We start from the raw sequence: 19,736 nt of genomic DNA on the forward strand, positions 1-19,736 counted from the left end.
CTCAGATGAAGAGCTGCACGGCCGGAAGCGCCGCGTCGCAGTTGAGCAGGTCGACGCGCTTGAGCGTCATGCGCAGCGCGCCGTCCTGCACCGTGAGGTGGTGGAAGAAGGTGCCGACGTAGAACTGCAGCTCGTCGCCTTGCGACTCGGTGTAGTGGAACTCGGTGCGCACCACGAAGCGGCGGGCCTCGGTGTCGAAGGTCTCGACCACGGGCACCTGCAGCAGGTGGTGGCAGCGGCTTTGGGGCTGCTGCGAGAACGCGCGCGGGCTCTTCAGGCGTTCGATGCGCAGCTCGCGCAGCAGCTTGTCCTCGTACAGGTGCGAGGTGTGGTTGAGGCCGTCTTCCTGGTCGGGCACGAGCGGAATCCAGTAGAACGCGTCGTCGGTGAAGAGCGCGTTCCACTCTTCGTAGCGGCGGGTGTCGAGCAGGCGCGCTTCGTTGACGACGAAGTCGACGAGGTCCTGGCGGGTGATATCGGCGGCGGCCATTACATCGTCTCCGTCATGCGCTGCACCCAGCTTCGATATTGGTTGCGCATGGGCAACTCGTTGGTGCCGCCCGTGGTGATCTCGCCGCCCTTCAGTTCCGATTCGTCGTAGTCGCGGTGCAGGCTCACCCACTCGTTGCCGCTGGCGTGCAGGCCGGCCTGCATGCCGCGGTAGGCCTGCAGGTCGTCGTGGCCCACCACCGAGAACGGCGAGTTGATGAGGCGGTTGTACATGGTGGTGCGCTGCAGCAGCTCGGGCGGCGCGCCCTTCAGGCGGAAGGTCCAGCTCTCGATGAGGGTCCTGTCGGCCGAGATGGGCTTGACCACGCGGATCGCCTGGATCGCGCCCTTGATCGTGAGGTTCGGGTAATACACGGTGTTGTGCCGCGCCATGCCCAGGATCTGCGCCGTCTTCTCTTCGCCGTAGCGCGCCTTCATGGCGTCGTCGTACTCGGGGATCGCCTTGTACTTGCTGTGGATGCTGAAGTGCACGCCCGTGAAGCTGTGGCCGTGGTCGTAGGTGCGGATGCCCATGTCCTCGAAGAACTTGTAGTCGGACATGAAGGGCACGAACTGCTCCACGGCCATGGGCTTGGGTTCGTCCTCGGGCTTGTCGGCCCACATGCGCTTGGCGGTGCCGGCCGACGACTCGTGCGCCACCATCGGGTGCATGGTGTCGTTGAGGTTCTCGACGAACATCTTCCAGTTGCACTGGTGCATGAAGCGCAGGCAGCCGCCGGCAATTTCCAGCTCGCCCTCGGGCGAGCGGTCGGCCATGTTGTCGATGGAGCTGAGCGAATCGCCGAAGTACTCCTCGAAGTCGGGGCCGGCGTCGTTGATCTTCACGAAGATGAAGCCGCGGTGGCTGCGCACGTGCTTCACCGGGGTGAGGCCCTTGCCCGACTCGCACTCGTGCAGCTGCGTGTGCTCGTAGCCGGTCTTCAGCGGAATGGCCAGCGGCGCGCCATCGGTCTTGAAGGTCCAGGCGTGGTACGGGCAACGAAAGAACTTGCCGGTGTTGCCGCAGGGCCCGTTCACCAGGCGCGAGCCCTTGTGGGCGCAGCGGTTCATCATGACGCGCACGCTGCCATCGCTGTGGCGCACGACGATCAGCGGGCGGCCCGCGATCTCGTTGGTGACCCAGTCGCCCGACTTCGGCAGCTGGCTCTCGTGGCCGACGTAGTTCCAGGTGTTGGCGAAGAAGTGCTCCTGCTCCAGCTCGAAGAGCTCCTGGCTGGTGTACAGGTCGCGGTGCACGCGGTCGTTCTGCACGAGCGCGCGAACGGCTTCGGGGTTGTCTCGGTACGAAGGCATGGTTCTCCTGGCTCCTTCCTGGCTGGCTTTTCTCAGAGGTCGAGCACCAGGCGCGCTCCCTTGGCGCGCGAGATGCAGATCTGCATGACGGTGCCTTCCGCCTTCTCGCGGGCGGTAAGCACGTAGTCGCGGTGGTCGATCTCGCCCTCGATCACGGGCACGGCGCACACGCCGCACTCGCCGCGCTTGCAATCGAACATCGGGTCGCAGCCGTGTTCGATGAGGCAGTCGAGGATGCTCTGGCCGACCGGCACGGTGAAGCGCTGGCCCGACTGGGCAAGCTCCACCTCGAAGGGCTGGTCGCCCTCCTCCACGACGGGTTCGGTGAAGAGCTCGAAATGCACGCGGTCGTGTTCCCAGCCGCGGGCCTGGGTGCGCGCGAGCACGGCGTCGAGCATGACCTTGGGGCCGCACACGTAGAGACGGTCGCCGGCGGGCACGGCGTCGAGCAGCGCGTCGATGTCCAGCGGCGCACCGGCCTCGGCGTCGGCGTGCACGCGCAGGTCGTCGCCCAGCAGCGCCTGCAGCTCGGGCAGGAAGGCCATGAGGTCGCGGCTGCGGCCGGCGTAGTGCATGCGCACGGCAGCGCCTTCGGCGCGGCGGCGCGCGGCCATCGACGCGAGCGGCGTCACGCCGATGCCGCCGGCCACCAGCACCGTGCCGCCCGGGCCGGTGTGCAGCGGAAAGTCGTTCTTCGGCGGCTCGATGGTGAGCACGCTGCCCTCGGCCAGTCCTTCGTGCATGAAGCGCGAGCCGCCGCGGCCTTCGGCCTCCTTGCGCACGGCGATCACGTAATCGGTCGGGGCGTTGGTGGCGTTGCGCTCGGTGGCGAAGTTGATGAGCGAGTAGTGGCGCCAGTCGGTGGTGCCGTCGGCCAGCGTCACCTGCACGCGGATGTGCGCGCCGGCGGCGAAGCCGGGCAGCGCGCGACCGTCTTCGGCGCGCAGGCGCAGCAGGCGGATCAGCGGGTTGAGGGCGCGCGCTTCGACGACGCGAAGCTGGAGCGTGGGGGCGGTCATGGTTCGGGTCCCTTCAGGCCAAGGCGTGCTGCACCAGCGCGGCCTGCAGCTTGTGGCCGTGTTCGTCGGCCAGCGCCGCGTCGCGCAGTTCGCGCAGGGTGGCGGGCGCCAGCGCGGCACCCGCACGTTCGAACGCGCGCATCACGGTGTCGTAGTTGCGCAGGCCGCGCTCGTGCGTGTCGCTGTAGCCCTTGACCAGGCGCTGGCACTGGGCAAGCTCGACGGCGAGCGCGGGGTTGCGTGGCGCGGTGGCGGCGATGCGTTGCAGCCATTCCTCGATGCGGCGGTTTTCGTCGGCGTAGCGCATCGTCGAGCGGCGCCAGCCCTTGCAGGCCGCGACCATGCGCAGCATCAGGTAGCCGCGCAGCGAGCTGGTGCGGATCACGCGGCCGTGCTGCGTGAAGCGCTCGACGATCTTCTTCGGCAGTGTGGAGTGCATGAGCCAGCGGCCGAGGCCGCCGGGCAGCGTCTCGCAGATTTCCTGCAGGCGCGGGTGCATGTACTCGTGGATGGCGAGCAGCTGGCCTGGCTGCACGCCGGCCTCGCCGTGCACGCGCTCGAAGCGGGTGGCGCGGGTCTTCAGGGCGGCGACGCGGGCCGTGTCTTCGTAGGACATCCACAGCGCCAGGTGGCGCGCGGTTTCGCGCAGCAGGCGGTGGGCGTCGTCGGGCAATTTCGCAACGGCGGCCATGCGGTCGAGGTAGAGGCCAGCGTAAGCCAGGTCCTGGTAGTCGATGAGGCGGCGCACGCCTTCGAGCAGGAAGTCGTGCGCGGGCAGCGGAAAGTCGCGCTGCACGCGCTCGACCAGCGCGCGCACGGCCGGATGGCGCGGCTGCGGTGCGGGCGTGGCGGCCGGTGCGACCTTGGCGGGTTCGCCGTCGTCGCCGTCCTGCGCGCGATCGAATGCTGCGCCGAAGGCCTTGAGGCTGGGCTTCACGCCCACGCCGCCGCGCTCGATGGTGGCTTCGAACTGCGCGCGGCCGAACGGCAGCACGCCCGAGCCCGCGAGCGTGCCGAACAGCACGGCGCTGATCACGCTGCCCGAGGCTTCGGCGGCCTGCGCCATGTCGAAGCGGATGAAACGCTTGGCGGCGCGCGCGGTGTGGGCGAGCAGCTGCTCGCTGTCGACGCGGCCGTCGCCCATGGCGCTTTTTTCGGCGATGGAGAAGACGCGGTGCGTGGAGGCGATGAGCGTGGTGCGGTCGCGCGTGACCAGCCCGCGCTGCACCGCGCGGCCGGCTTCCATGAGCTCGGAGGCGAGCACCACGTCGACGTCGCCCGGCAACGGCATCAGCGCGAGCACAGGGCGTCCGCCGTCGGACTGCGCCTGCGCGTCGGGGTACAGCTCGACGTAGTAGATGGTCGCGCCGGTGCGCTGGGCCACGCCCGGCACGGAAGTGGTCTGGGCGACGTAGCCGTTGGCCTCGCCCATGTCGACGATCCAGTCGGCAAGCACGCCGCCGCCCTCCCCGCCCATGGCGAGGATGGCAATCTTGATGGGTTGAACCTTGTTCGTCATGGCGTCAGAAGGCATAGGCGTCACGGCGACGCGCGTCCCCGCGCTGCAGCCAGCCGATGACGGTGGTGCGCACACGCTGGCGGAAGCGGTCCCAGGCGGTCGGGTTGCTCACGACCTGCGCCTTGTAGAACGAGGGGCACAGCACGGCGGCATGCGAGACGTCGCCGCAGTTGCCGCAGCCCACGCAGCTGTCGAGCACAGTGGCGACGGGGTCGATGCGCAGCGGATCAGGGTTGGGCTTGATCGAGAGCGACGGGCAGCCCGACAGGCGGATGCACGAGTGGTCGCCGGTGCAGGTGTCGGCATCGACGCCGAACTTGTCGCGCACCATGCGCTTGCCGTCGGCGATGGCCTTGCGCACCAGCGGCTTCTCGCGCCGCTGCTTGTTGAGCATGCACTCCGACTGCGCGATGAGGACCTTGGGGCCCTTCTTCGTGGTGGTGAGTGCGTCTTTCAGCGCGTCGCGCATGCCGGCGACGTCGTAGGTGCGGCGCATCGTCTTCACCCACTCGACGCCCACGCCGCGCACGGCGCGTTCGATCTCGTGGCCGGTGCTGCGCGTCTTGTTGACGGCGGTCGACGAGAGGATGTCCTGCCCGCCCGTGGCCGAGGTGTAGTTGTTGTCGACGATGATGGTGAGGTTGTCGCTCTTGTTGAAGACCGCGTTGGCCACGCCGCTCGTCAGGCCGTTGTGCCAGAAGCCGCCGTCGCCCATCATCGAGATCGCGCGCTTGCCGGCCGGTGCGTTCAGCGCCGAAGCGCCCGCACCGCCGAGGCCGTAGCCCATCGTCGTGTTGCCGATGTTGAAGGGCGGCAGGATCGAGAACAGGTGGCAGCCGATGTCAGCGCTCACGTGGTGCGCACCGAGTTCGCGCTCGACCAGCTTCATGGCGCTGAAGATCGGGCGCTCGGGGCAGCCGGTGCAAAAACCCGGCGGACGCGAATGCACCACATCGCCGAGCGCGCTCGACGGCTGCGCGGGCTCGGGTGCATCGTCGACGCCGATGGCGGCCACTTCCTTCAGCGGGATCACCTTGCGCACCGGTGCGGGCACCGGCAGCGGCGCGAGGCGTTCGTAGCGCTCGCAGAAGGTGCGCGTGCCCTTGAGCAGTTCGAGCGTCGTGTACTCGCCGGCCACGGGCAGCATGTCCTTGCCGTGCAGCGCGGTGGTGGAGCCGGCCTGGCGCAGGATGGTCGCGAGGTTCTGCTCGACGAAGTTGGGCTGGCCTTCTTCCACGATGAGCACGGCGCGCTTGCCTTCGCAGAAGCGGATGACTTCGCTCTCGATGACGGGATAGGCCACGTTCATCACGTACAGCGGCACGCGGGTCTCGCCGTACACGTCGGCCAGGCCCAGGCGTTCGAGCGCACGCAGCAGCGTGTTGTAGCTGCCGCCCTGCACGATGATGCCGATGTCGTCGGCGTCTTCGGAGAAGAACTCGTTGAGCTGGCGCTCCTCGATGAAGCGCACGGCGGCGGGCCAGCGGTCTTTCACCTTCTCTTGTTCGTGCACGAAGCTCGCGGGCGGCAGCACGATGCGGCTGACGTCGCGCTGCGGGTTCTCCAGCGCTTCCTTCAGCGTGAACTTGGCGCGCTTGTTGTCGCCGGCGATGAAGTGGCCGTGCACATGGCAGGCGCGGATGCGCAGCTGCAGCATCACGGGCGTGTTGCTGGCCTCGGAGAGGTCGAAGCCGGTCTTCACCGCATCGACGATGCTCGGCAGGTTGGGCCGCGGATCGAGCAGCCAGATCTGCGACTTCATGGCGAACGCATGGCTGCGCTCCTGCATGATCGACGAGCCTTCGCCGTAGTCCTCGCCCACGATGATGAGCGCGCCACCAGTGACGCCGCCCGAGGCCAGGTTGGCCAGCGCATCGGACGCCACGTTGGTGCCCACGGTCGCCTTGAAGGTGACGGCGCCGCGCAGCGGGTAGTTGACGGAGGCGGCCAGCGTGGCGGCAGCAGTGGCTTCGCTGGCGCTGTTCTCGAAGCGGATGCCGTGGTCGGCCAGGATGTCCTGCGCGTCGGCCAGCACGTCCATCAGGTGCGAGATGGGCGCGCCCTGGTAGCCCGCCACGTACGACACCCCCGACTCCAGCAGGGCCTTGGTGACGGCCAGAATGCCTTCGCCGCGGAACACTTCTCCACCAGTAAGTCTCAGCTTCTTGACTTCTTCGACGAACGAACGCTCAGCCATGGATGTCCTTCTTCTTTCTCGTGGGAGGATGCGGCCCCGGGGTCACATCACGGTTCCTATAATGTTTAGAAATGAATGTATCCACAATCATGAATTACCCTAGCCATGCAATCCGCATGCCTGCGGCAAACAGGAGGCGCCTTCATGTCTGAACCATCCAAGGAAACGCATCGCTTCGTCGATGACTACCTGCCCGCGCTGCTCGCGCAGGCCAGCCAGCTGATCTCTTCGGAGTTCCACGAGGTGGCGCGGCAGCAGGGTTTTTCGGTGTCGGAGTGGCGCGTGATGGCGTCGCTGGCGGGCAGCGACGCAGTCAGCATCGGCCAGCTCGCGCAGGTCACGGTGACCAAGCAGCCGACGGTGACGCGGCTGCTCGACCGCATGGAAGCGCGCGGCCAGGTCGAGCGCCTGCCCCATGAAAGTGATCGCCGCATCACGCTGGTGCGCATCACGCCCGCGGGGCTGAAGGCAGTCGAGCACCTGATGGAGCTGGCGCGCGAGCACGAGCGCCGCGTGCTCGAACCCTTCGGCCTGCGACGCGCCGAAGAACTCAAGCAGACGCTGCGGCAGATGATCGACCTGCATGTGCACGTGCCGGTCGAGGTGCCGGACGAAGACTGAAACGCGTGGCCTGACTAAGGCACGAGCACCGCGCGGCCGCGATGGCCGCGTTGGGCGATCCAGTCGAGTGCGAGGGCTGCGTCGGCGAGCGCGAAGGGCTGCACGTCGAGGTGCAGTCGGCCGTCGGCCAGCCGCGCAAGCAACTCTGGAGCGGCTGCGCGGCCCGCGGCTTCGCGCCGGAACATGTTGAGCGGCAGCAGCGCCACGTCGCGCTGCAGGAAGTGCGCGATGTCCAGCTGCAGCGTCGGGCCGGCGGTGTAGCCGACCAGCACGGCGCGGCCACCGGGGCGCACGGCAGGCAAGGCGGTGGCGAGCACGTCGCCGCCGACGGTATCGATGAGCAGGTCGGTGCTGGCGACTTCTGGCGAGCCTGCCTTCGGATCGACAGGCGTTGCAGTGCAGCCCGCATCGCGTGCCAACTGCATCACCAACGAACCTACCGCGCCGCTTGCGCCCGTCACCAGAACTTGCTCTCCAGACTGCAATCGGGCGACGTCATGCAAGGCGACCCAGGCCGATGTCATGGGCGAGAAGAACGCCGCGCCGAGTGGCATCGGCACCGCATCGGGCAACACGCCGAGTGCGTCGTCAGGCGCATCGATCAGCTCGCACCAAGTGCCGTCGAACAGCGTGCCCAAGCCACTGCCGCGCAACCACACGCGCTGCCCTGCTGTATACCGCTCGCTCGCAACGACAACGCCCGCGGCTTCCACGCCCGGCGTGTACGGCAACGGCGGATGCCGCAGGAAGCGGCCTTGCCACACGGTGCGATCGATGTGGCCGACGGTGGCGGCCTGCATGCGCACGAGCGTGCGGCCGGGTCGCACCGCGGGCTCCGCCACGTCCTCGAGCACCGGCACCGCATCGAAGCCATGGATGCGCACGGCCTTCATGGCCGCGTCGCCAGAAAGTCGAGCACCGTGCGCGCGAAGGCCTCGGGCATCTGGTCGGGCAAGGGCACCATGCCGCCGTCGATGTCGACGATGCGCGCCTGTGGCAGGTGATGCTGCAGCTCCGCCGCATGCGGCGCGGCGAAAGGGTCGAGCGTGGCGCGCACGATGAGCGTCCGCTGCGTCACGCGGCCGATGCGCTCTTCCATGCGGTACGAGGCCACGGCGCGATGCCCTTCTTCGACACGGTGGCCGACCTTCATCGCATCGCGCACGAAGGCCTCGAGCAGGTCGGGCCGCCCCGGCGGATAGAAAGCCTGCCGCTTCTGCCACAGCGCGGCGAGGTGGCTGCCGTCGTCACTGGGCGCCACTTCGTCGATGGGCGGACGCTGCGCGCGAGCGCGGCGAAACACCTCGTCGGTGTACGGCGTGGACGACAGCACGAGGCTGCGTACGCGCTCGGGAAACGCCGCGGCCAGTTCGATCGCGATCACGCCGCCGGTGTGGTGCCCCACCACGTCGGCCTGCGCGATGCCGAGCGCATCGAGCAGCTCGCACGCCACGCGCGCCCACTGCGCAATGCTTGCCGGCACGCCGCCGTCGGCCGAATCGCCGAAGCCCGCCGTGTCCATGGCGATGGTGCGGTAGCCCGCGCCGGCGATGAGCGGCAGCACCTCGCAGTACTCGGCCCAGCTGCGCGGCGACTGGTGCAGCAGCAGCACGGCCGGCGCCTGCGCGTCGCCGCACACGGCGTGGTGCACCTGCCCCACCGACAGGTCGGCGAAGGCGCGGCGGATCGTCATGACAGCGTCTCGTCGGCCGGCGCGCGCCACAGACCCGCGTGCTTGAGTTCGCCGAGCGTGCGCGAGAGCACGTCGCGGCGGTAGGCGGCGGTGTCGCGGCCCGCGTAGTCGTAGAAGCCGCTGCCGCTCTTCAGGCCCAGCCGCCCTTCCTCGACCATGCGCCCGACGATGGCCGGCGCGGTGTAGCGGCCTGCGTCGAGCGAGGCCGACATCTCGCGGCTCGCGTGGTGCAGGATGTCGCAGCCGCCGAAGTCGATGAACTCGACCACGCCGAGCGCCGCGAAGCGCAGGCCCAGGCCGTAGCGCGTGGCCTTGTCGATTTCTTCCGCTGTGGCAGCGCCTTCTTCGATCATGCGGGCCGCCTCGTTCATCACGAGCGCCTGCAGGCGCGGCACGATGTAGCCGGGCGAGGCGCCGCAGACCACGGGCAGCTTGCCGATGGCCTCCATCAATGCCTTGGTGCGTGCGAGCACGCCGGCGTCGGTGCCGGGGTGGCAGCTCAGCTCGACCACGGGGATCACGTAGGCCGGGTTGAGCCAGTGCATGTTCAGGAAGCGCTCGGGCCGGCGCACCAGCGCGGCCAGCTGCGTCACGAGGATGCTGCTGGTGGTCGAGGTGAGGATCGCGTCGTCGCGGCAATGGCGGTTGAGGTGCTCGAAGGCCTCGCGCTTGGCCTCCATGGTTTCGGGCACGCCTTCGAACACCAGCTCGGCGGCGGCCAGTGCGCGCGATGCTTCTGCTGCGTTCACGAAATCCACGCGCGCGGCGATGCGCTCGACCTGCGAGGCATCGATCACGCCGAGCTGCGCCAGGCCTGAGAGACTCGCGGTGATCTCCGCTTGCGCCTCGTCGCGCAGCCGCTGCCAGGCCTCGGGCGTGCGCGGGCGCAGGTCGATCAGCGAAATGCGGTGGCCCGCATAGGCGAATGCGATGGCGATGCCGCGCCCCATGCGGCCGGCGCCCACGGCAGCGAAGCGCGGCGGCGCGGGCTCATTCGCCATCGTGCAGCCTCTGCTTCAGCTGGGTCGCGCTCAGGCTGGCCAGGCCCAGGCTTTCGAAGGTGCGCGGGCCCTGACGCAGGTCGCGCCCGAGGAAGCCGCCGACGATGGCCAGCAGGCCGTGCGCAATGGGCGCATCGACGCCCGCATGGCGCGCTGCCGAGGCCAGGAAGGCCAGGCCGAGTTCAGTGTCTTCGGTGATGTAGCGGTGCGTGTGCAGGTCGATGTTCTCGCGCCAGTCGCCCGACTTGACGAGTTGCTTGTGCGCATCGCCGTACATCCACTGGTCGTTGTTGTAGTGGTCGGCCAGCGGATAGTGCGGCGCGCCCTGCCCGAAGGCCTCGCGCACGGCCATGCGTTCGCGGTCGAGCCGGTCGGTCACGTCGCGCACGGCGCGCTGCGTGCCTTCGTTGTGGATGTCCCAGCGCTCGAAGTGCTGCAGCGGCGCGGCGTTCATCACCATCAGCGGCGGGTGGATGACGGGGCCGGCGTTCATCAGCGCGCCCGAGAGCGCGTCGCCGCAGCCGTGCACGGCCGGGTAGGCGCGGCGGATCACCTCGATGGCCTGCGCCTCCTTGCGCGCCGGGTAGACGCCGGTGGGCAGGCGGATCGCGCGGATGGTGACGTTGACTTCGCGCTCGCCGTGCTTGCGCGCAAGGTACGGCAAGGTGCCGGTCTCGGCCCAGGCCACGTCGGCGCGGTTGCCGGCGGCCTTCACCACCTGCGCCATCACGTAGCTGCCGAAGGTGCCCGGCGGCAGGAACACGACCTGGCCGTCGACCAGGTGCGGTGCCATGGCCAGCGCGATGTCGTGCTGGGCGATGGCGGGCGTGGGAATGACGATGAGTTCGGCGCCCTTCAGCGCCGCGCCGATGTCGGCGGTGGCCAGCGCAATGGGCACCTCGCGCGCACCGGCAGCGTCTTTCAGCGTGATCGCGCCGGCCTGCACGACGGGTTCGAGCGCGGCGGCGTCGCGGCGCCACAGGCGCACTTCATGGCCGGTTTCAGACAGGTCCGCGGCGGCCGCATAGGCGCCGTGGCCACCCCCAAGAATCGCAATTTTCATGATCGAAAGTCGAGAACAGGTGTCGATGAACCGGCAGCCGCGAACGGACCGGGGAGAAGCAATGCGCTATTACATTACTTTTCATCGATTCAGATGTCAACCAACTTCATAGGCGCCGGAGTGCTCGGAAACCCGACAACGAAAAAGCCCGCGTTCGTGAGAAGCGCGGGCTTTTTGAGGGGGAAGCGGCCCTTTTCAGGGCCGCTTGCGGGGGCGATCAGCGGCTGGGCTTGAACGCGCGCTTTTGCGCGTCACGGGGCACGAACACCTTACCCGGGCCACCGTGGCCGGCGCCGTTGCCGCGCGGTGCGAAACCTTCGCGAGGAGCAAAGCCTTCACGGGGTGCAAAACCGCCGTCGCCGCGACCGCCGCCATGGCCGTGGCCGCCGCGCGGGGCGCTGTCGCCCCAGCCCGGCTTGCGACCGTAGCCGCCGCCATTGCCGCCTTCGTCACGACCGCCGCCGAAGCCGGCGTTCTGGCCGCCCTGGAAGCCGCGCGGGCCTTGGCCCTGGGCCGGGCCGCGCGAATTGCGGTCGTTGAAGCCGCTGGCGCCGGCATAGCCGCCGCCGTTGTTGTTGCCGCGGTAGCCACCGCCGCCGCCCGCACCGCCGTTGCCGAACTTGCGATCGCGCGAGAAGTTGTCGCCGCGGCCGCCGCGGTACTCGCCCATCGGGGGACGCGATTGCGGCATGCGCTGTTGCGGCTCGAGGCCGGCCACCACTTCCGCCTTGAACTGCTGGCGGCTGTAGTGCTCGATGTCCATGATCTTGCGGCGATCGCGGAATTCGGCGAACGTGATGGCCAGGCCATCGCGGCCGGCACGGCCGGTGCGGCCGATGCGGTGGGTGTAGTCCTCGGCCTTCATCGGCAGGCCGAAGTTGAAGACGTGGGTGATGGTCGGCACGTCGATGCCGCGGGCGGCAACGTCGGTGGCCACCAGGATCTGCACCTGGCCCTGGCGCAGTGCCATCAGGCGGCGGTTGCGCAGGCCCTGGCTCAGGGCGCCGTGCAGCGCAACGGCGCTGAAGCCTTCTTGCTGCAGGTCGTTGGCGAGGCCGTCGCATTCGACTTGCGTGCTGGCGAACACGATCGCCTGGTTGATGCTGGTGTCGCGCAGCCAGTGGTCGAGCAGCTTGCGCTTGTGCTGGCTGTTGTCGGCCCAGTACAGCGACTGCTTGATGTTGGCGTGCTTCTCTTGCGGGCTGTCGATGGTGATGCGCTGCGGCTCGCGCATGACGCGCTGGGCCAGCTGCTGGATGCGCGGCGCGAAGGTGGCGCTGAACATCATGGTCTGCTGGCGCTCGATGGTGAGCTGGTTGACTTCAGCCAGGTCGTCGGCAAAGCCGAGGTCGAGCATGCGGTCGGCTTCGTCGACGACCAGGAACTTGACCTGGTCGAGCTTGAGCTGCTGCGAGCGCTGCAGGTCGAGCAGGCGGCCCGGCGTGGCGACCACGAGATCGGCGTTCTGCAGCTTGGCGATCTGCAGCTGGTAAGGCATGCCGCCCACCACGTTGGCAACGCGCAGGCCGCGGCAATGGCGCACCAGTTCGATGGCGTCGTGCGCAACCTGCTGCGCGAGTTCGCGCGTCGGGCACAGGATCAGGGCGCCGGGGGTGGCGGCCTTGAAATGACGGGCGTTGGTCGGGTCCTTGCGCTTGGGCTTCTTGAGCGGCGCTTCGCCACGGGCAGCGGCTTCAGCGGCCAGGCGCTGGAACTCGGCCTTGGCTTCGGCTTCGGCTTCGGCCTGGCGCTTGATCAGCGTGTGCAGCACGGGCAGCAGGAAGGCGGCGGTCTTGCCCGAGCCGGTCTGGCTCGAGACCATCAGGTCGACAAAGCGGGCCGAACCGGCTTCGCCCATGGCGATCGGCACGACCTTTTCCTGCACGGTGGTCGGCTGGGTGAAACCCATGTCGGCCACGGCGGCGATCAGTTCGGGGGCGAGGCCCAGCTTGATGAAACCGTTGGGCGCGGCAGGCGCTTCGGCTTCGGCGGCCTCGGGGGCTGCGGCGTCCAGTGCATCGAGGATCGGAGCCTCGGACACGGTTTCCGCGACAGCGGTGAATTCGTTATGGGTAGCGGATTGCACAGGCGCGAGTTCGCCCTGCGCTTCAAAAGCGTCGGTCATGAATATCAATCTCAAACGCGAGCGCTGCCGTAGGCGGCGCCCCGTTGGTGGTTAAAAACATCAACCATCCAACGACATTCAACTTCCGGCTTTCGTCGGAGGCTGCGGCCCTTTTTGATCAGCGAATGCGATCGGGCGCGGTGTGCAAGATAGGGAGATGCGAGAGACGCTGATCTGTGTCCAAAGACGCGTTCAAATCAGCGAAGCCTGCGATTATGGCACGGCTTCGGGTTTTTACCTAATTGTTGTCAATCCACCAAGCGCAGGAAGGTTTCCCGGTAGTGCGCCAGCTCCTCGATGGACTCGTGCACGTCGGCCAGCGCGGTGTGCGCCTGCTGCTTCTTGAAGGCGCTGTAGGCCGCGGGCTTCCAACGCTTGGCCAGTTCCTTGAGGGTGCTGACGTCGAGGTTGCGGTAGTGAAAGTACGCCTCGAGCTTGGGCATGAACTTGACCAGGAAGCGCCGGTCCTGCCCGATGGTGTTGCCGCACATCGGCGAGCCGCTCCTGGGGATGTACTTGGCGATGAATTCGAGCAGCTGCTGCTCGGCCGCGGCTTCGTCGAGCGTGGAGGCCTTGACCTTGTCGATCAGGCCGCTGCGGCCGTGGGTGCCCTTGTTCCAGGCGTCCATGGCGTCGAGCACGGCGTCGCTCTGGTGAATGACCAGCACGGGACCGTCGATGCGGGGCGTGAGGTCGGGGCCGGTGACGACCACGGCGATCTCGAGCAGGCGCTCTTTCTCGGGGTCGAGGCCGCTCATTTCGCAGTCGAGCCAGACCAGGTTCTGGTCGCTTTTCTTCAGGGTGGGGCGGCGGCGGGGGGCGTCGGGTCAAGGGATTCGGGCATCGCAGGATTGTCGTCGAAGGCCTGCATCCCGATATACCGGGGACTAAACTCGCCGCTTCATGATGTCTTATTCGCTCATCTTCACCCTTGCCTTCGCGGCGGCGCTCGTGGCGGGCCTGCTCGTGAAGTTCTGGCTGGCCACCCGCCAGGTGCGCCACGTGGCGCGCCACCGCGGCGCCGTGCCGGAAGCTTTTGCGCAGACCATCACGCTCGCCGCGCACCAAAAGGCGGCCGACTACACCATCGCCAAGGCACGCTTCGGGCTCGTCGAAATGGCCTGGGGCGCGGCCCTGCTGCTGGGCTGGACGCTGCTCGGCGGGCTCGACCTGCTGAACAAGCTGCTGCTGGTGTGGCTGGGCGGCGGCATGGTGCAGCAACTGGCGCTGCTGGCGGCCTTTGCGCTCATCGGCGGGCTGCTGGAGCTGCCGTTCACGCTGTGGCAGACCTTCCGGCTCGAGGAGCGCTTCGGCTTCAACAAGATGACCTGGAAGCTCTGGCTCACCGACGCCGTCAAGTCGACGCTGCTCGGCGCGCTGATCGGGCTGCCGATCGCGGCGCTCATCCTGTGGCTCATGGGTGCGGCCGGCACGCTCTGGTGGCTCTGGGCCTGGGGCGCGTGGATGGGCTTCAACCTGCTGCTGATGCTGATCTACCCGACCTTCATCGCGCCGCTGTTCAACAAGTTCAAGCCGCTGGACGACCCGACGCTCAAGGCGCGCGTCACGGCGCTCATGAAGCGCTGCGGCTTCGCGGCCAAGGGCCTGTTCGTGATGGACGGCAGCACGCGCAGCGCGCACGCCAATGCCTACTTCACCGGCTTCGGCGCCAGCAAGCGCGTGGTGTTCTACGACACGCTGCTGCGCCAGCTCAACGCCGGCGAAGTCGAGGCCGTGCTCGCGCACGAGCTCGGCCACTTCAAGCACCGCCACATCGTGAAGCGGCTGATCGCGATGTTCGCGCTGAGCCTGGCCGGCTTCGCGCTCCTGGGCTGGGTCTCGACCCAGGTCTGGTTCTATGCCGGTCTGGGCGTGCAGCCCAACCTGTCGCCGGCCGCACCCAACAACGCGCTGGCGCTGCTGCTGTTCATGCTGGCCGTGCCGGTGTTCAGCTTCTTCGTCGCCCCGCTGCCGGCGCGCCTGTCGCGCAAGCACGAGTTCGAGGCCGACGCCTACGCCGTGGCGCAGACCAGCGGCGCCGACCTGTCGGCCGCCCTGCTCAAGCTCTACCAGGACAACGCCTCGACGCTCACGCCCGACCCGGTGTTCGTCAAGTTCTACTACTCCCACCCGCCCGCCTCCGAGCGCCTTGCGCGCATGGCCGCGGCGTGACCCTCGACCTTCTATTTCAGCGAAGCCCCTCATGAGCAGCATGTTCAAACCCAAGGACTGGAAGAACCTTCCGCCCCGCAAGGCCCTGAGCGCCACCGAGATCGTCTCGGGCCTGGCCCAGCTCGACGGCTGGAAGCTCACCGGCGACGGCGCCGATGTCGCGATCGAGAAGACCTTCACCTTCGCGAACTACTTCGAGACCATCGCCTTCGTGAATGCGCTGGCCATGGTGGCCCACACGCAGGACCACCACCCCGACCTGTCGGTGCACTACAACCGCTGCGTGGTGCGCTTCAACACGCACGACGTGAACGGTCTCTCGATCACCGATTTCGATTGCGCACGGCAGGCCGACGCGCTGGTTGCGAGCCCCGCCGCATGAGGACACGCGCCTGTGGCTAAGCCGGGCCGCGCCGCCTTCACCCCCGCTGCGCACAACACGGGGAAGGCGCACCACGATGGCCTCGTCGTCGCCAGCCACGGGCGTCACTGCCTCGTCGAAACGCCCACGGGCGAGCGGCTGATCTGCCACCCGCGCGGCAAGAAGAGCCAGGCCGTGGTCGGCGACCGCGTGCGCTGGCAGGCCACCGAAGACGAAGGCACCATCGAAGAGGTGCTGCCGCGGCGCAACCTCTTCTACCGGCAAGACGAGATCCGCACCAAGTCGTTCGCGGCCAACCTCGACCACGTGCTGATCCTGATCGCGGCCGAGCCCGAGTTTTCCGAACACCAGCTGGCACGCGCGCTGATCGCGGCCGAGGCCGAGCGCATCACGCCCATCATCGCGCTCAACAAGAGCGACCTCGTCGAACCCTTTGCGCGCGCCTGGGCCAAGCTGGCGCCCTACCGCCGCATGCACCACGGCGTGCTGCCGCTGTCGCTCAAGGCTTCCGGCGAAGCGGACTACGCCTCGCTGATGAAACTGCTGGAGGGCAAGTCGACGCTGGTGCTCGGCCCGTCGGGCTCGGGCAAGAGCACGCTCACCAACCTGCTGGTGCCCGGCGCGAGCGTGCTGACACAAGAGATTTCGCAGGCCCTCAACTCGGGCAAGCACACGACCACCAGCACCACCTGGTACTGGATCGACGAGGCCCGCACCACCGGCCTCATCGACTCGCCGGGCTTCCAGGAATTCGGCCTGAACCACATCGAGCCGATGCAACTCGCCGGCCTCATGCCCGACATCGCCGAACACACGGGCGACTGCAAGTTCTACAACTGCACCCACCTGCACGAACCCGGCTGCGGCGTGATCTCAAACGTCGAAACGCCGACGCAAGCTGGCCCGATCAGCGCCTCGCGCTACAAGATCTACGGCGAGCTGTTCGCCGAGCTGAGCCAGACGCGCTACTGACGCCGCACCGGGGGCCCGGCCGCGCTCAGGCCAGCCAGGTGCGGTACGACTTCCAGGTCGGGTCGAAGGCCAGGTCGAGCGCCACCGGCAATTCCAGCGCCTCTTGCACCGATTGCGCATGCGCAATGGCCGCCTGCGGATCGGCCACATGGAAGTGCACGGTGCGAACACCCTCTTCCAGCACGATGTGCGTGCAGCAGCCTTCGCCGTGCGTCTGCAGCAGCGCGGTCAGCCGGTCTTCGTAAGCACGGGCCTCGTCCAGTTCCTCGCCCGATTCGACGGGGATGGCAGCCGAGAGCCTATGGCCCAGGTCGGCACGCCCGAGCAGTGCGTTCGCGGCGTCGTTTCGCATCACGACCGCCTCGACCTCGCTGCCGTCCTCGGCGGTGCGCGTGGCCGTCAGGCCGGACCAGCCGTGCTCGCCTGCGGGAAACACGCCGGTGTGGCCCAGATCCTCGCGCCAGCATGCGTCGAACAGAGGCACGAAGTCATCGAGCGGCACGCCATCGAAATCCGCTTGCGCATCCGCCTCGACGTGATCGACCGGCCCGACCTTCACGGCGAAGTCGTACTCGCCCAGGATGTGGTCGAGCATGATCAGGCTCATGTGGCGCGCGTGGTCCTGCATGTCCATCGGAATGGGCTTGGCAAAGCCGATCTCCAGCGCCACCCGCCCCTTGTAGGGCTCGTGCTTCACGAGAACGTCCGAGCAGGCCAGCTCGAAGTCGTTCATGCGCATGCTGAAACCTTCGCGCATGCGCTGTCGGAAGGCCTCTACTTCGACCTGGGGCAACGGGGGCGCGCTGTGCACCAGCGCCATGAGGTCCTCGAAATCGTCTTCGGCGCCGTGCGCCGTCAGCACGAGCGTGAAAGCCGGCGGGTCGCCCAGCACTTCGGCCGCCAGGTTCGGAAAGAAAGGTTGCAGCAGCGCATTCAATTCGCCTACCAACGCGTGGCCGGACAAGGACTGCAGGCTCTCGAGCTTGTCGCTCAAGGCTTGCCAGAACGATGCGCAGGCAACGGCGCGCGGATCGGCGTGAAGGGTCGACATGGACTTTCCTCGGGATGTCAGGCCAGGATGTCCTGCAGGCACTGCACGAGCGCACTGCACTGGTCCCGCGTGCCGATGCTGATGCGCAGGTACTGCGCGATGCGCGGCTGCCTGAAATGCCGCACCAGCACCGCGCGCTCACGCAGCAACGCGGCCAACTCGGCCGCATCGCGCTGCGGGTGGCGCGCGAACACGAAGTTGGCCTGCGACGGCAGCACCTCGAAGCCCAGGTCCTCGAGCTGCAGAGTCAGGCCTTCGCGCGTGTCGACGACCTGGTCGCGTGTCTTGCGGAACCACGCCTCGTCGTCGAGCGAGGCCACGGCACCGGCCGAGGCCAGCCGGTCGATCGGGTACGAATTGAAGCTGTCCTTGACCCGCACCAGCGCGTCGATGAGGTGCGCCTGCCCGCAGGCGAAACCGACGCGCAGGCCGGCCAGCGAGCGCGACTTGGACAGGGTCTGCACCACGAGCAGGTTCGGATACCGACTGATCAGCGACAGCGCGCTCTCGCCGCCGAAATCGACATACGCCTCGTCGACCAGCACGACGCGATCGGGGCAGGCCGCAAGCAGCTGTTCGACGCGCGCCAGCGGCTGGCCGATGCCGGTCGGCGCGTTCGGGTTGGCGATGACGATGCCGCCGCAGCCCTGCCGTGCGCGCGCCGCGAACGCATCGATGTCGATGCGCAGGCCCTCATCGACCGGCAACTGCTCGCAGGCGATGCCGTAGAGCTGGGCATAGACCTTGTAGAAGCTGTAGCTCACGTCGGGCATCAGCAGCGGCTGCGCCTGCTGGAAGAAGGCGAAGAACGCGTGCGCGAGCACTTCGTCCGAGCCGTTGCCCGCGAACACTTCGCCCACCTGCAGGCCGTGGCGGCCCGCCACGGCTTCGCGCAGCGCGAGCGACGTGGGGTCGGGGTAGCGTTCGAGGCCGTCGGCCGCCGCGCGCTGGATCGCCGCGATGGCGTCCGGCGATGGCGGGTACGGGTTCTCGTTGGTGTTGAGCTTGACGAGGTTGGCGATGCGCGGCTGCTCGCCGGGCACGTAGGGCTCGAGCGCGCCGACGCGCGGGCTCCAGAAGGCCGGTGCGGGCGGGGTGGTCATGGCCTCAGCCCAGCAGCCGCGCGAGCGTGAGCAAGGCCAGCAGCACCATCCACATCACGACCGAGCGCCAGACCAGGCCAACCACGCTGCGCAGGTGGCCGGGCTCGGGCTCGCGACCCGGCGTGCTGCCGCTGTCCAGGCGCCGGCCGACGCTCGGCGACTCGCCGGCCTGCGCGCGCGGCAGCGGATCGGCCACCGGAATCGGGCTCAGCGAGCCACCGCCCAGGCGCACGTTCACCGCGCCGGACGTGGCCGCGAGGATCACGCCGTCGTTCTCGTTGGGGAAGCGCCGCGCATCGTTGCGCCAGCAGTCGATGGCCTCTTCGAAGCTGCCGACCACGGCGAAGCCGAGCGCCGTGATGCGCGCGGGCAGCCAGTCGACGGCATGCCAGGCCCGCTCGGCCGCGTCCTGCACCGCCACGCTCGAAGGCTGCACCGGCGCGCCGTTCTTGTGGGCCCAGTAGCGCGCGACGAACTCGCTCATGCGATAGAACACCGCGCCCGCCGGCCCCAGGCCCAGGGCGGCGAGCACCGAGAACCAGGCCAGCACGCCGAAGACATGGCGGTGCGCCGCAATGACCGAATGCTCGATCACATGGCGCACGATTTCACTGCGCGGCAGCTCGGCGGCATCAACGCCCTGCCAGTGCGCCAGCAGCGAGCGCGCGAGCGGCTCGTCGCCCTCGTCGAGCGCATCGCGGATGTCGGTGAAGTGGTGGCTGAACTGGCGAAAGCCCAGCGTCATGTAGAGCACCGCGACGCTCCACAGCACGGCGAACGGCAGGCCCAGCGTGAGCACCAGCAGCCAGTGCACGCCCAGCGACAGCAGCGTGGGCACGAACACCGCGAGCCCCCAGGCGATCCATCCGTGGTGCGGCTTGCCCGCATCGAAGTTGCGGCTGGTCCAGCGCGTCCACGCCAGGACGCCGCCGTACACGGGGTTGTGCGGGCCCAGCGGCCGCACCTGCTCGATCAGCAACGCGCACAGGATGGCAAAGAAGCTCATCCTTCGATG

Annotated in this window: 18 protein-coding genes; 4 read left to right on the plus strand and 14 right to left on the minus strand. The window is 68.3% G+C overall.

Annotated elements, in window-relative coordinates; genetic code table 11:
• Position 1: 1 nt before the first annotated feature.
• From AC07Y4_RS21365 to AC07Y4_RS21385, 5 genes are read right to left on the minus strand one after another with little or no spacing between them, the layout of a single operon-like run.
• Entirely contained in the window at positions 2-490 is a 489-nt protein-coding gene (locus AC07Y4_RS21365; protein ID WP_492684565.1) for an aromatic-ring-hydroxylating dioxygenase subunit beta, read from the minus strand.
• Positions 490-1,803 carry an aromatic ring-hydroxylating dioxygenase subunit alpha gene (locus tag AC07Y4_RS21370; protein WP_495275009.1) on the minus strand — a complete coding sequence of 438 codons (1,314 nt, stop codon included), beginning with the start codon at positions 1,801-1,803 and terminating at the stop codon, positions 490-492. The genes AC07Y4_RS21365 and AC07Y4_RS21370 overlap by 1 nt, the downstream gene beginning before the upstream one ends.
• A 32-nt stretch (positions 1,804-1,835) precedes the next feature.
• Positions 1,836-2,822 carry a PDR/VanB family oxidoreductase gene (locus tag AC07Y4_RS21375; protein ID WP_495275010.1) on the minus strand — a complete coding sequence of 329 codons (987 nt, stop codon included), beginning with the start codon at positions 2,820-2,822 and terminating at the stop codon, positions 1,836-1,838.
• 13 nt (positions 2,823-2,835) lie between these two features.
• Positions 2,836-4,341, minus strand: a complete 1,506-nt coding sequence (locus AC07Y4_RS21380) for an indolepyruvate oxidoreductase subunit beta family protein (protein ID WP_495275011.1) — start codon at positions 4,339-4,341, stop codon at positions 2,836-2,838.
• Between the two features lie 4 nt (positions 4,342-4,345).
• On the minus strand, positions 4,346-6,538 hold the full coding sequence (locus AC07Y4_RS21385; protein WP_495275012.1) for a thiamine pyrophosphate-dependent enzyme: 2,193 nt from the start codon (positions 6,536-6,538) through the stop codon (positions 4,346-4,348).
• A gap of 144 nt (positions 6,539-6,682) precedes the next feature.
• On the opposite strand from AC07Y4_RS21385, the gene AC07Y4_RS21390 reads away from it, so the two are divergent.
• Positions 6,683-7,159 (plus strand): MarR family winged helix-turn-helix transcriptional regulator, encoded by a 477-nt coding sequence (locus tag AC07Y4_RS21390; protein ID WP_062475035.1) that lies wholly within the window; start codon positions 6,683-6,685, stop codon positions 7,157-7,159.
• A gap of 14 nt (positions 7,160-7,173) precedes the next feature.
• On the opposite strand, the gene AC07Y4_RS21395 is transcribed toward AC07Y4_RS21390, so the two are convergent.
• The 6 genes from AC07Y4_RS21395 to orn all read right to left on the minus strand — a co-directional run bounded on the left by AC07Y4_RS21395 (position 7,174) and on the right by orn (position 13,799).
• The gene (locus AC07Y4_RS21395; protein ID WP_495275013.1) at positions 7,174-8,052 is read right to left on the minus strand and encodes a quinone oxidoreductase family protein; all 879 of its coding nucleotides are present in this window, start codon (positions 8,050-8,052) and stop codon (positions 7,174-7,176) included.
• The gene (locus AC07Y4_RS21400) at positions 8,049-8,852 is read right to left on the minus strand and encodes an alpha/beta fold hydrolase (RefSeq protein WP_495275014.1); all 804 of its coding nucleotides are present in this window, start codon (positions 8,850-8,852) and stop codon (positions 8,049-8,051) included. The genes AC07Y4_RS21395 and AC07Y4_RS21400 overlap by 4 nt, the downstream gene beginning before the upstream one ends.
• Positions 8,849-9,853 carry a 3-hydroxybutyryl-CoA dehydrogenase gene (locus tag AC07Y4_RS21405; protein WP_495275015.1) on the minus strand — a complete coding sequence of 335 codons (1,005 nt, stop codon included), beginning with the start codon at positions 9,851-9,853 and terminating at the stop codon, positions 8,849-8,851. The genes AC07Y4_RS21400 and AC07Y4_RS21405 overlap by 4 nt, the downstream gene beginning before the upstream one ends.
• The gene (locus AC07Y4_RS21410) at positions 9,843-10,916 is read right to left on the minus strand and encodes an NAD/NADP octopine/nopaline dehydrogenase family protein (protein WP_495264162.1); all 1,074 of its coding nucleotides are present in this window, start codon (positions 10,914-10,916) and stop codon (positions 9,843-9,845) included. Before AC07Y4_RS21410 ends, AC07Y4_RS21405 begins: the two co-directional genes overlap by 11 nt.
• A gap of 217 nt (positions 10,917-11,133) precedes the next feature.
• Positions 11,134-13,041: a DEAD/DEAH box helicase gene (locus AC07Y4_RS21415; protein WP_070062330.1), complete on the minus strand. Its 1,908-nt coding sequence runs from the start codon at positions 13,039-13,041 to the stop codon at positions 11,134-11,136.
• Between the two features lie 248 nt (positions 13,042-13,289).
• Positions 13,290-13,799 (minus strand): oligoribonuclease, encoded by a 510-nt coding sequence (gene orn / locus AC07Y4_RS21420; protein ID WP_495275016.1) that lies wholly within the window; start codon positions 13,797-13,799, stop codon positions 13,290-13,292.
• Positions 13,800-13,947: 148 nt separating this feature from the next.
• Here orn and AC07Y4_RS21425 point away from each other — a divergent pair, with 148 nt between their 5' ends.
• The 3 genes from AC07Y4_RS21425 to rsgA are packed head-to-tail and all read left to right on the plus strand — an operon-like array spanning position 13,948 to position 16,567.
• Entirely contained in the window at positions 13,948-15,213 is a 1,266-nt protein-coding gene (locus AC07Y4_RS21425; RefSeq protein ID WP_495275023.1) for a M48 family metallopeptidase, read from the plus strand.
• 31 nt (positions 15,214-15,244) lie between these two features.
• On the plus strand, positions 15,245-15,595 hold the full coding sequence (locus AC07Y4_RS21430) for a 4a-hydroxytetrahydrobiopterin dehydratase (RefSeq protein ID WP_095746391.1): 351 nt from the start codon (positions 15,245-15,247) through the stop codon (positions 15,593-15,595).
• Between the two features lie 12 nt (positions 15,596-15,607).
• Complete coding sequence (gene rsgA / locus AC07Y4_RS21435) at positions 15,608-16,567, plus strand: ribosome small subunit-dependent GTPase A (RefSeq protein ID WP_495275017.1); 960 nt, start codon at positions 15,608-15,610, stop codon at positions 16,565-16,567.
• A 25-nt stretch (positions 16,568-16,592) separates the two neighbouring features.
• Here the strand turns inward: rsgA and AC07Y4_RS21440 are convergent, their stop codons facing one another.
• The 3 genes from AC07Y4_RS21440 to AC07Y4_RS21450 are packed head-to-tail and all read right to left on the minus strand — an operon-like array spanning position 16,593 to position 19,727.
• On the minus strand, positions 16,593-17,618 hold the full coding sequence (locus AC07Y4_RS21440; protein WP_495275018.1) for a hypothetical protein: 1,026 nt from the start codon (positions 17,616-17,618) through the stop codon (positions 16,593-16,595).
• A gap of 17 nt (positions 17,619-17,635) precedes the next feature.
• Positions 17,636-18,721, minus strand: coding sequence for a histidinol-phosphate transaminase (gene hisC, locus AC07Y4_RS21445; protein ID WP_495275019.1), 1,086 nt, complete (start codon positions 18,719-18,721; stop codon positions 17,636-17,638).
• Between the two features lie 4 nt (positions 18,722-18,725).
• Entirely contained in the window at positions 18,726-19,727 is a 1,002-nt protein-coding gene (locus tag AC07Y4_RS21450; protein ID WP_062475069.1) for a CobD/CbiB family protein, read from the minus strand.
• Positions 19,728-19,736: the final 9 nt, after the last annotated feature.

Source organism: Variovorax sp. GW460-12-1-14-LB1, from assembly GCF_059423605.1.

Coding starts and splice junctions, on each gene's coding strand:
- AC07Y4_RS21425 (WP_495275023.1), top strand. CDS start 13,948: ATGTCTTATTCGCTCATCTTCACCCTTGCCTTCGCGGCGGCGCTCGTG.
- AC07Y4_RS21380 (WP_495275011.1), bottom strand. CDS start 4,341: ATGACGAACAAGGTTCAACCCATCAAGATTGCCATCCTCGCCATGGGC.
- AC07Y4_RS21415 (WP_070062330.1), bottom strand. CDS start 13,041: ATGACCGACGCTTTTGAAGCGCAGGGCGAACTCGCGCCTGTGCAATCC.
- AC07Y4_RS21365 (WP_492684565.1), bottom strand. CDS start 490: ATGGCCGCCGCCGATATCACCCGCCAGGACCTCGTCGACTTCGTCGTC.
- AC07Y4_RS21385 (WP_495275012.1), bottom strand. CDS start 6,538: ATGGCTGAGCGTTCGTTCGTCGAAGAAGTCAAGAAGCTGAGACTTACT.
- AC07Y4_RS21375 (WP_495275010.1), bottom strand. CDS start 2,822: ATGACCGCCCCCACGCTCCAGCTTCGCGTCGTCGAAGCGCGCGCCCTC.
- AC07Y4_RS21405 (WP_495275015.1), bottom strand. CDS start 9,853: ATGGCGAATGAGCCCGCGCCGCCGCGCTTCGCTGCCGTGGGCGCCGGC.
- AC07Y4_RS21440 (WP_495275018.1), bottom strand. CDS start 17,618: ATGTCGACCCTTCACGCCGATCCGCGCGCCGTTGCCTGCGCATCGTTC.
- AC07Y4_RS21450 (WP_062475069.1), bottom strand. CDS start 19,727: ATGAGCTTCTTTGCCATCCTGTGCGCGTTGCTGATCGAGCAGGTGCGG.
- AC07Y4_RS21410 (WP_495264162.1), bottom strand. CDS start 10,916: ATGAAAATTGCGATTCTTGGGGGTGGCCACGGCGCCTATGCGGCCGCC.
- orn (WP_495275016.1), bottom strand. CDS start 13,799: ATGAGCGGCCTCGACCCCGAGAAAGAGCGCCTGCTCGAGATCGCCGTG.
- AC07Y4_RS21390 (WP_062475035.1), top strand. CDS start 6,683: ATGTCTGAACCATCCAAGGAAACGCATCGCTTCGTCGATGACTACCTG.
- AC07Y4_RS21370 (WP_495275009.1), bottom strand. CDS start 1,803: ATGCCTTCGTACCGAGACAACCCCGAAGCCGTTCGCGCGCTCGTGCAG.
- AC07Y4_RS21430 (WP_095746391.1), top strand. CDS start 15,245: ATGAGCAGCATGTTCAAACCCAAGGACTGGAAGAACCTTCCGCCCCGC.
- AC07Y4_RS21395 (WP_495275013.1), bottom strand. CDS start 8,052: ATGAAGGCCGTGCGCATCCATGGCTTCGATGCGGTGCCGGTGCTCGAG.
- hisC (WP_495275019.1), bottom strand. CDS start 18,721: ATGACCACCCCGCCCGCACCGGCCTTCTGGAGCCCGCGCGTCGGCGCG.
- AC07Y4_RS21400 (WP_495275014.1), bottom strand. CDS start 8,852: ATGACGATCCGCCGCGCCTTCGCCGACCTGTCGGTGGGGCAGGTGCAC.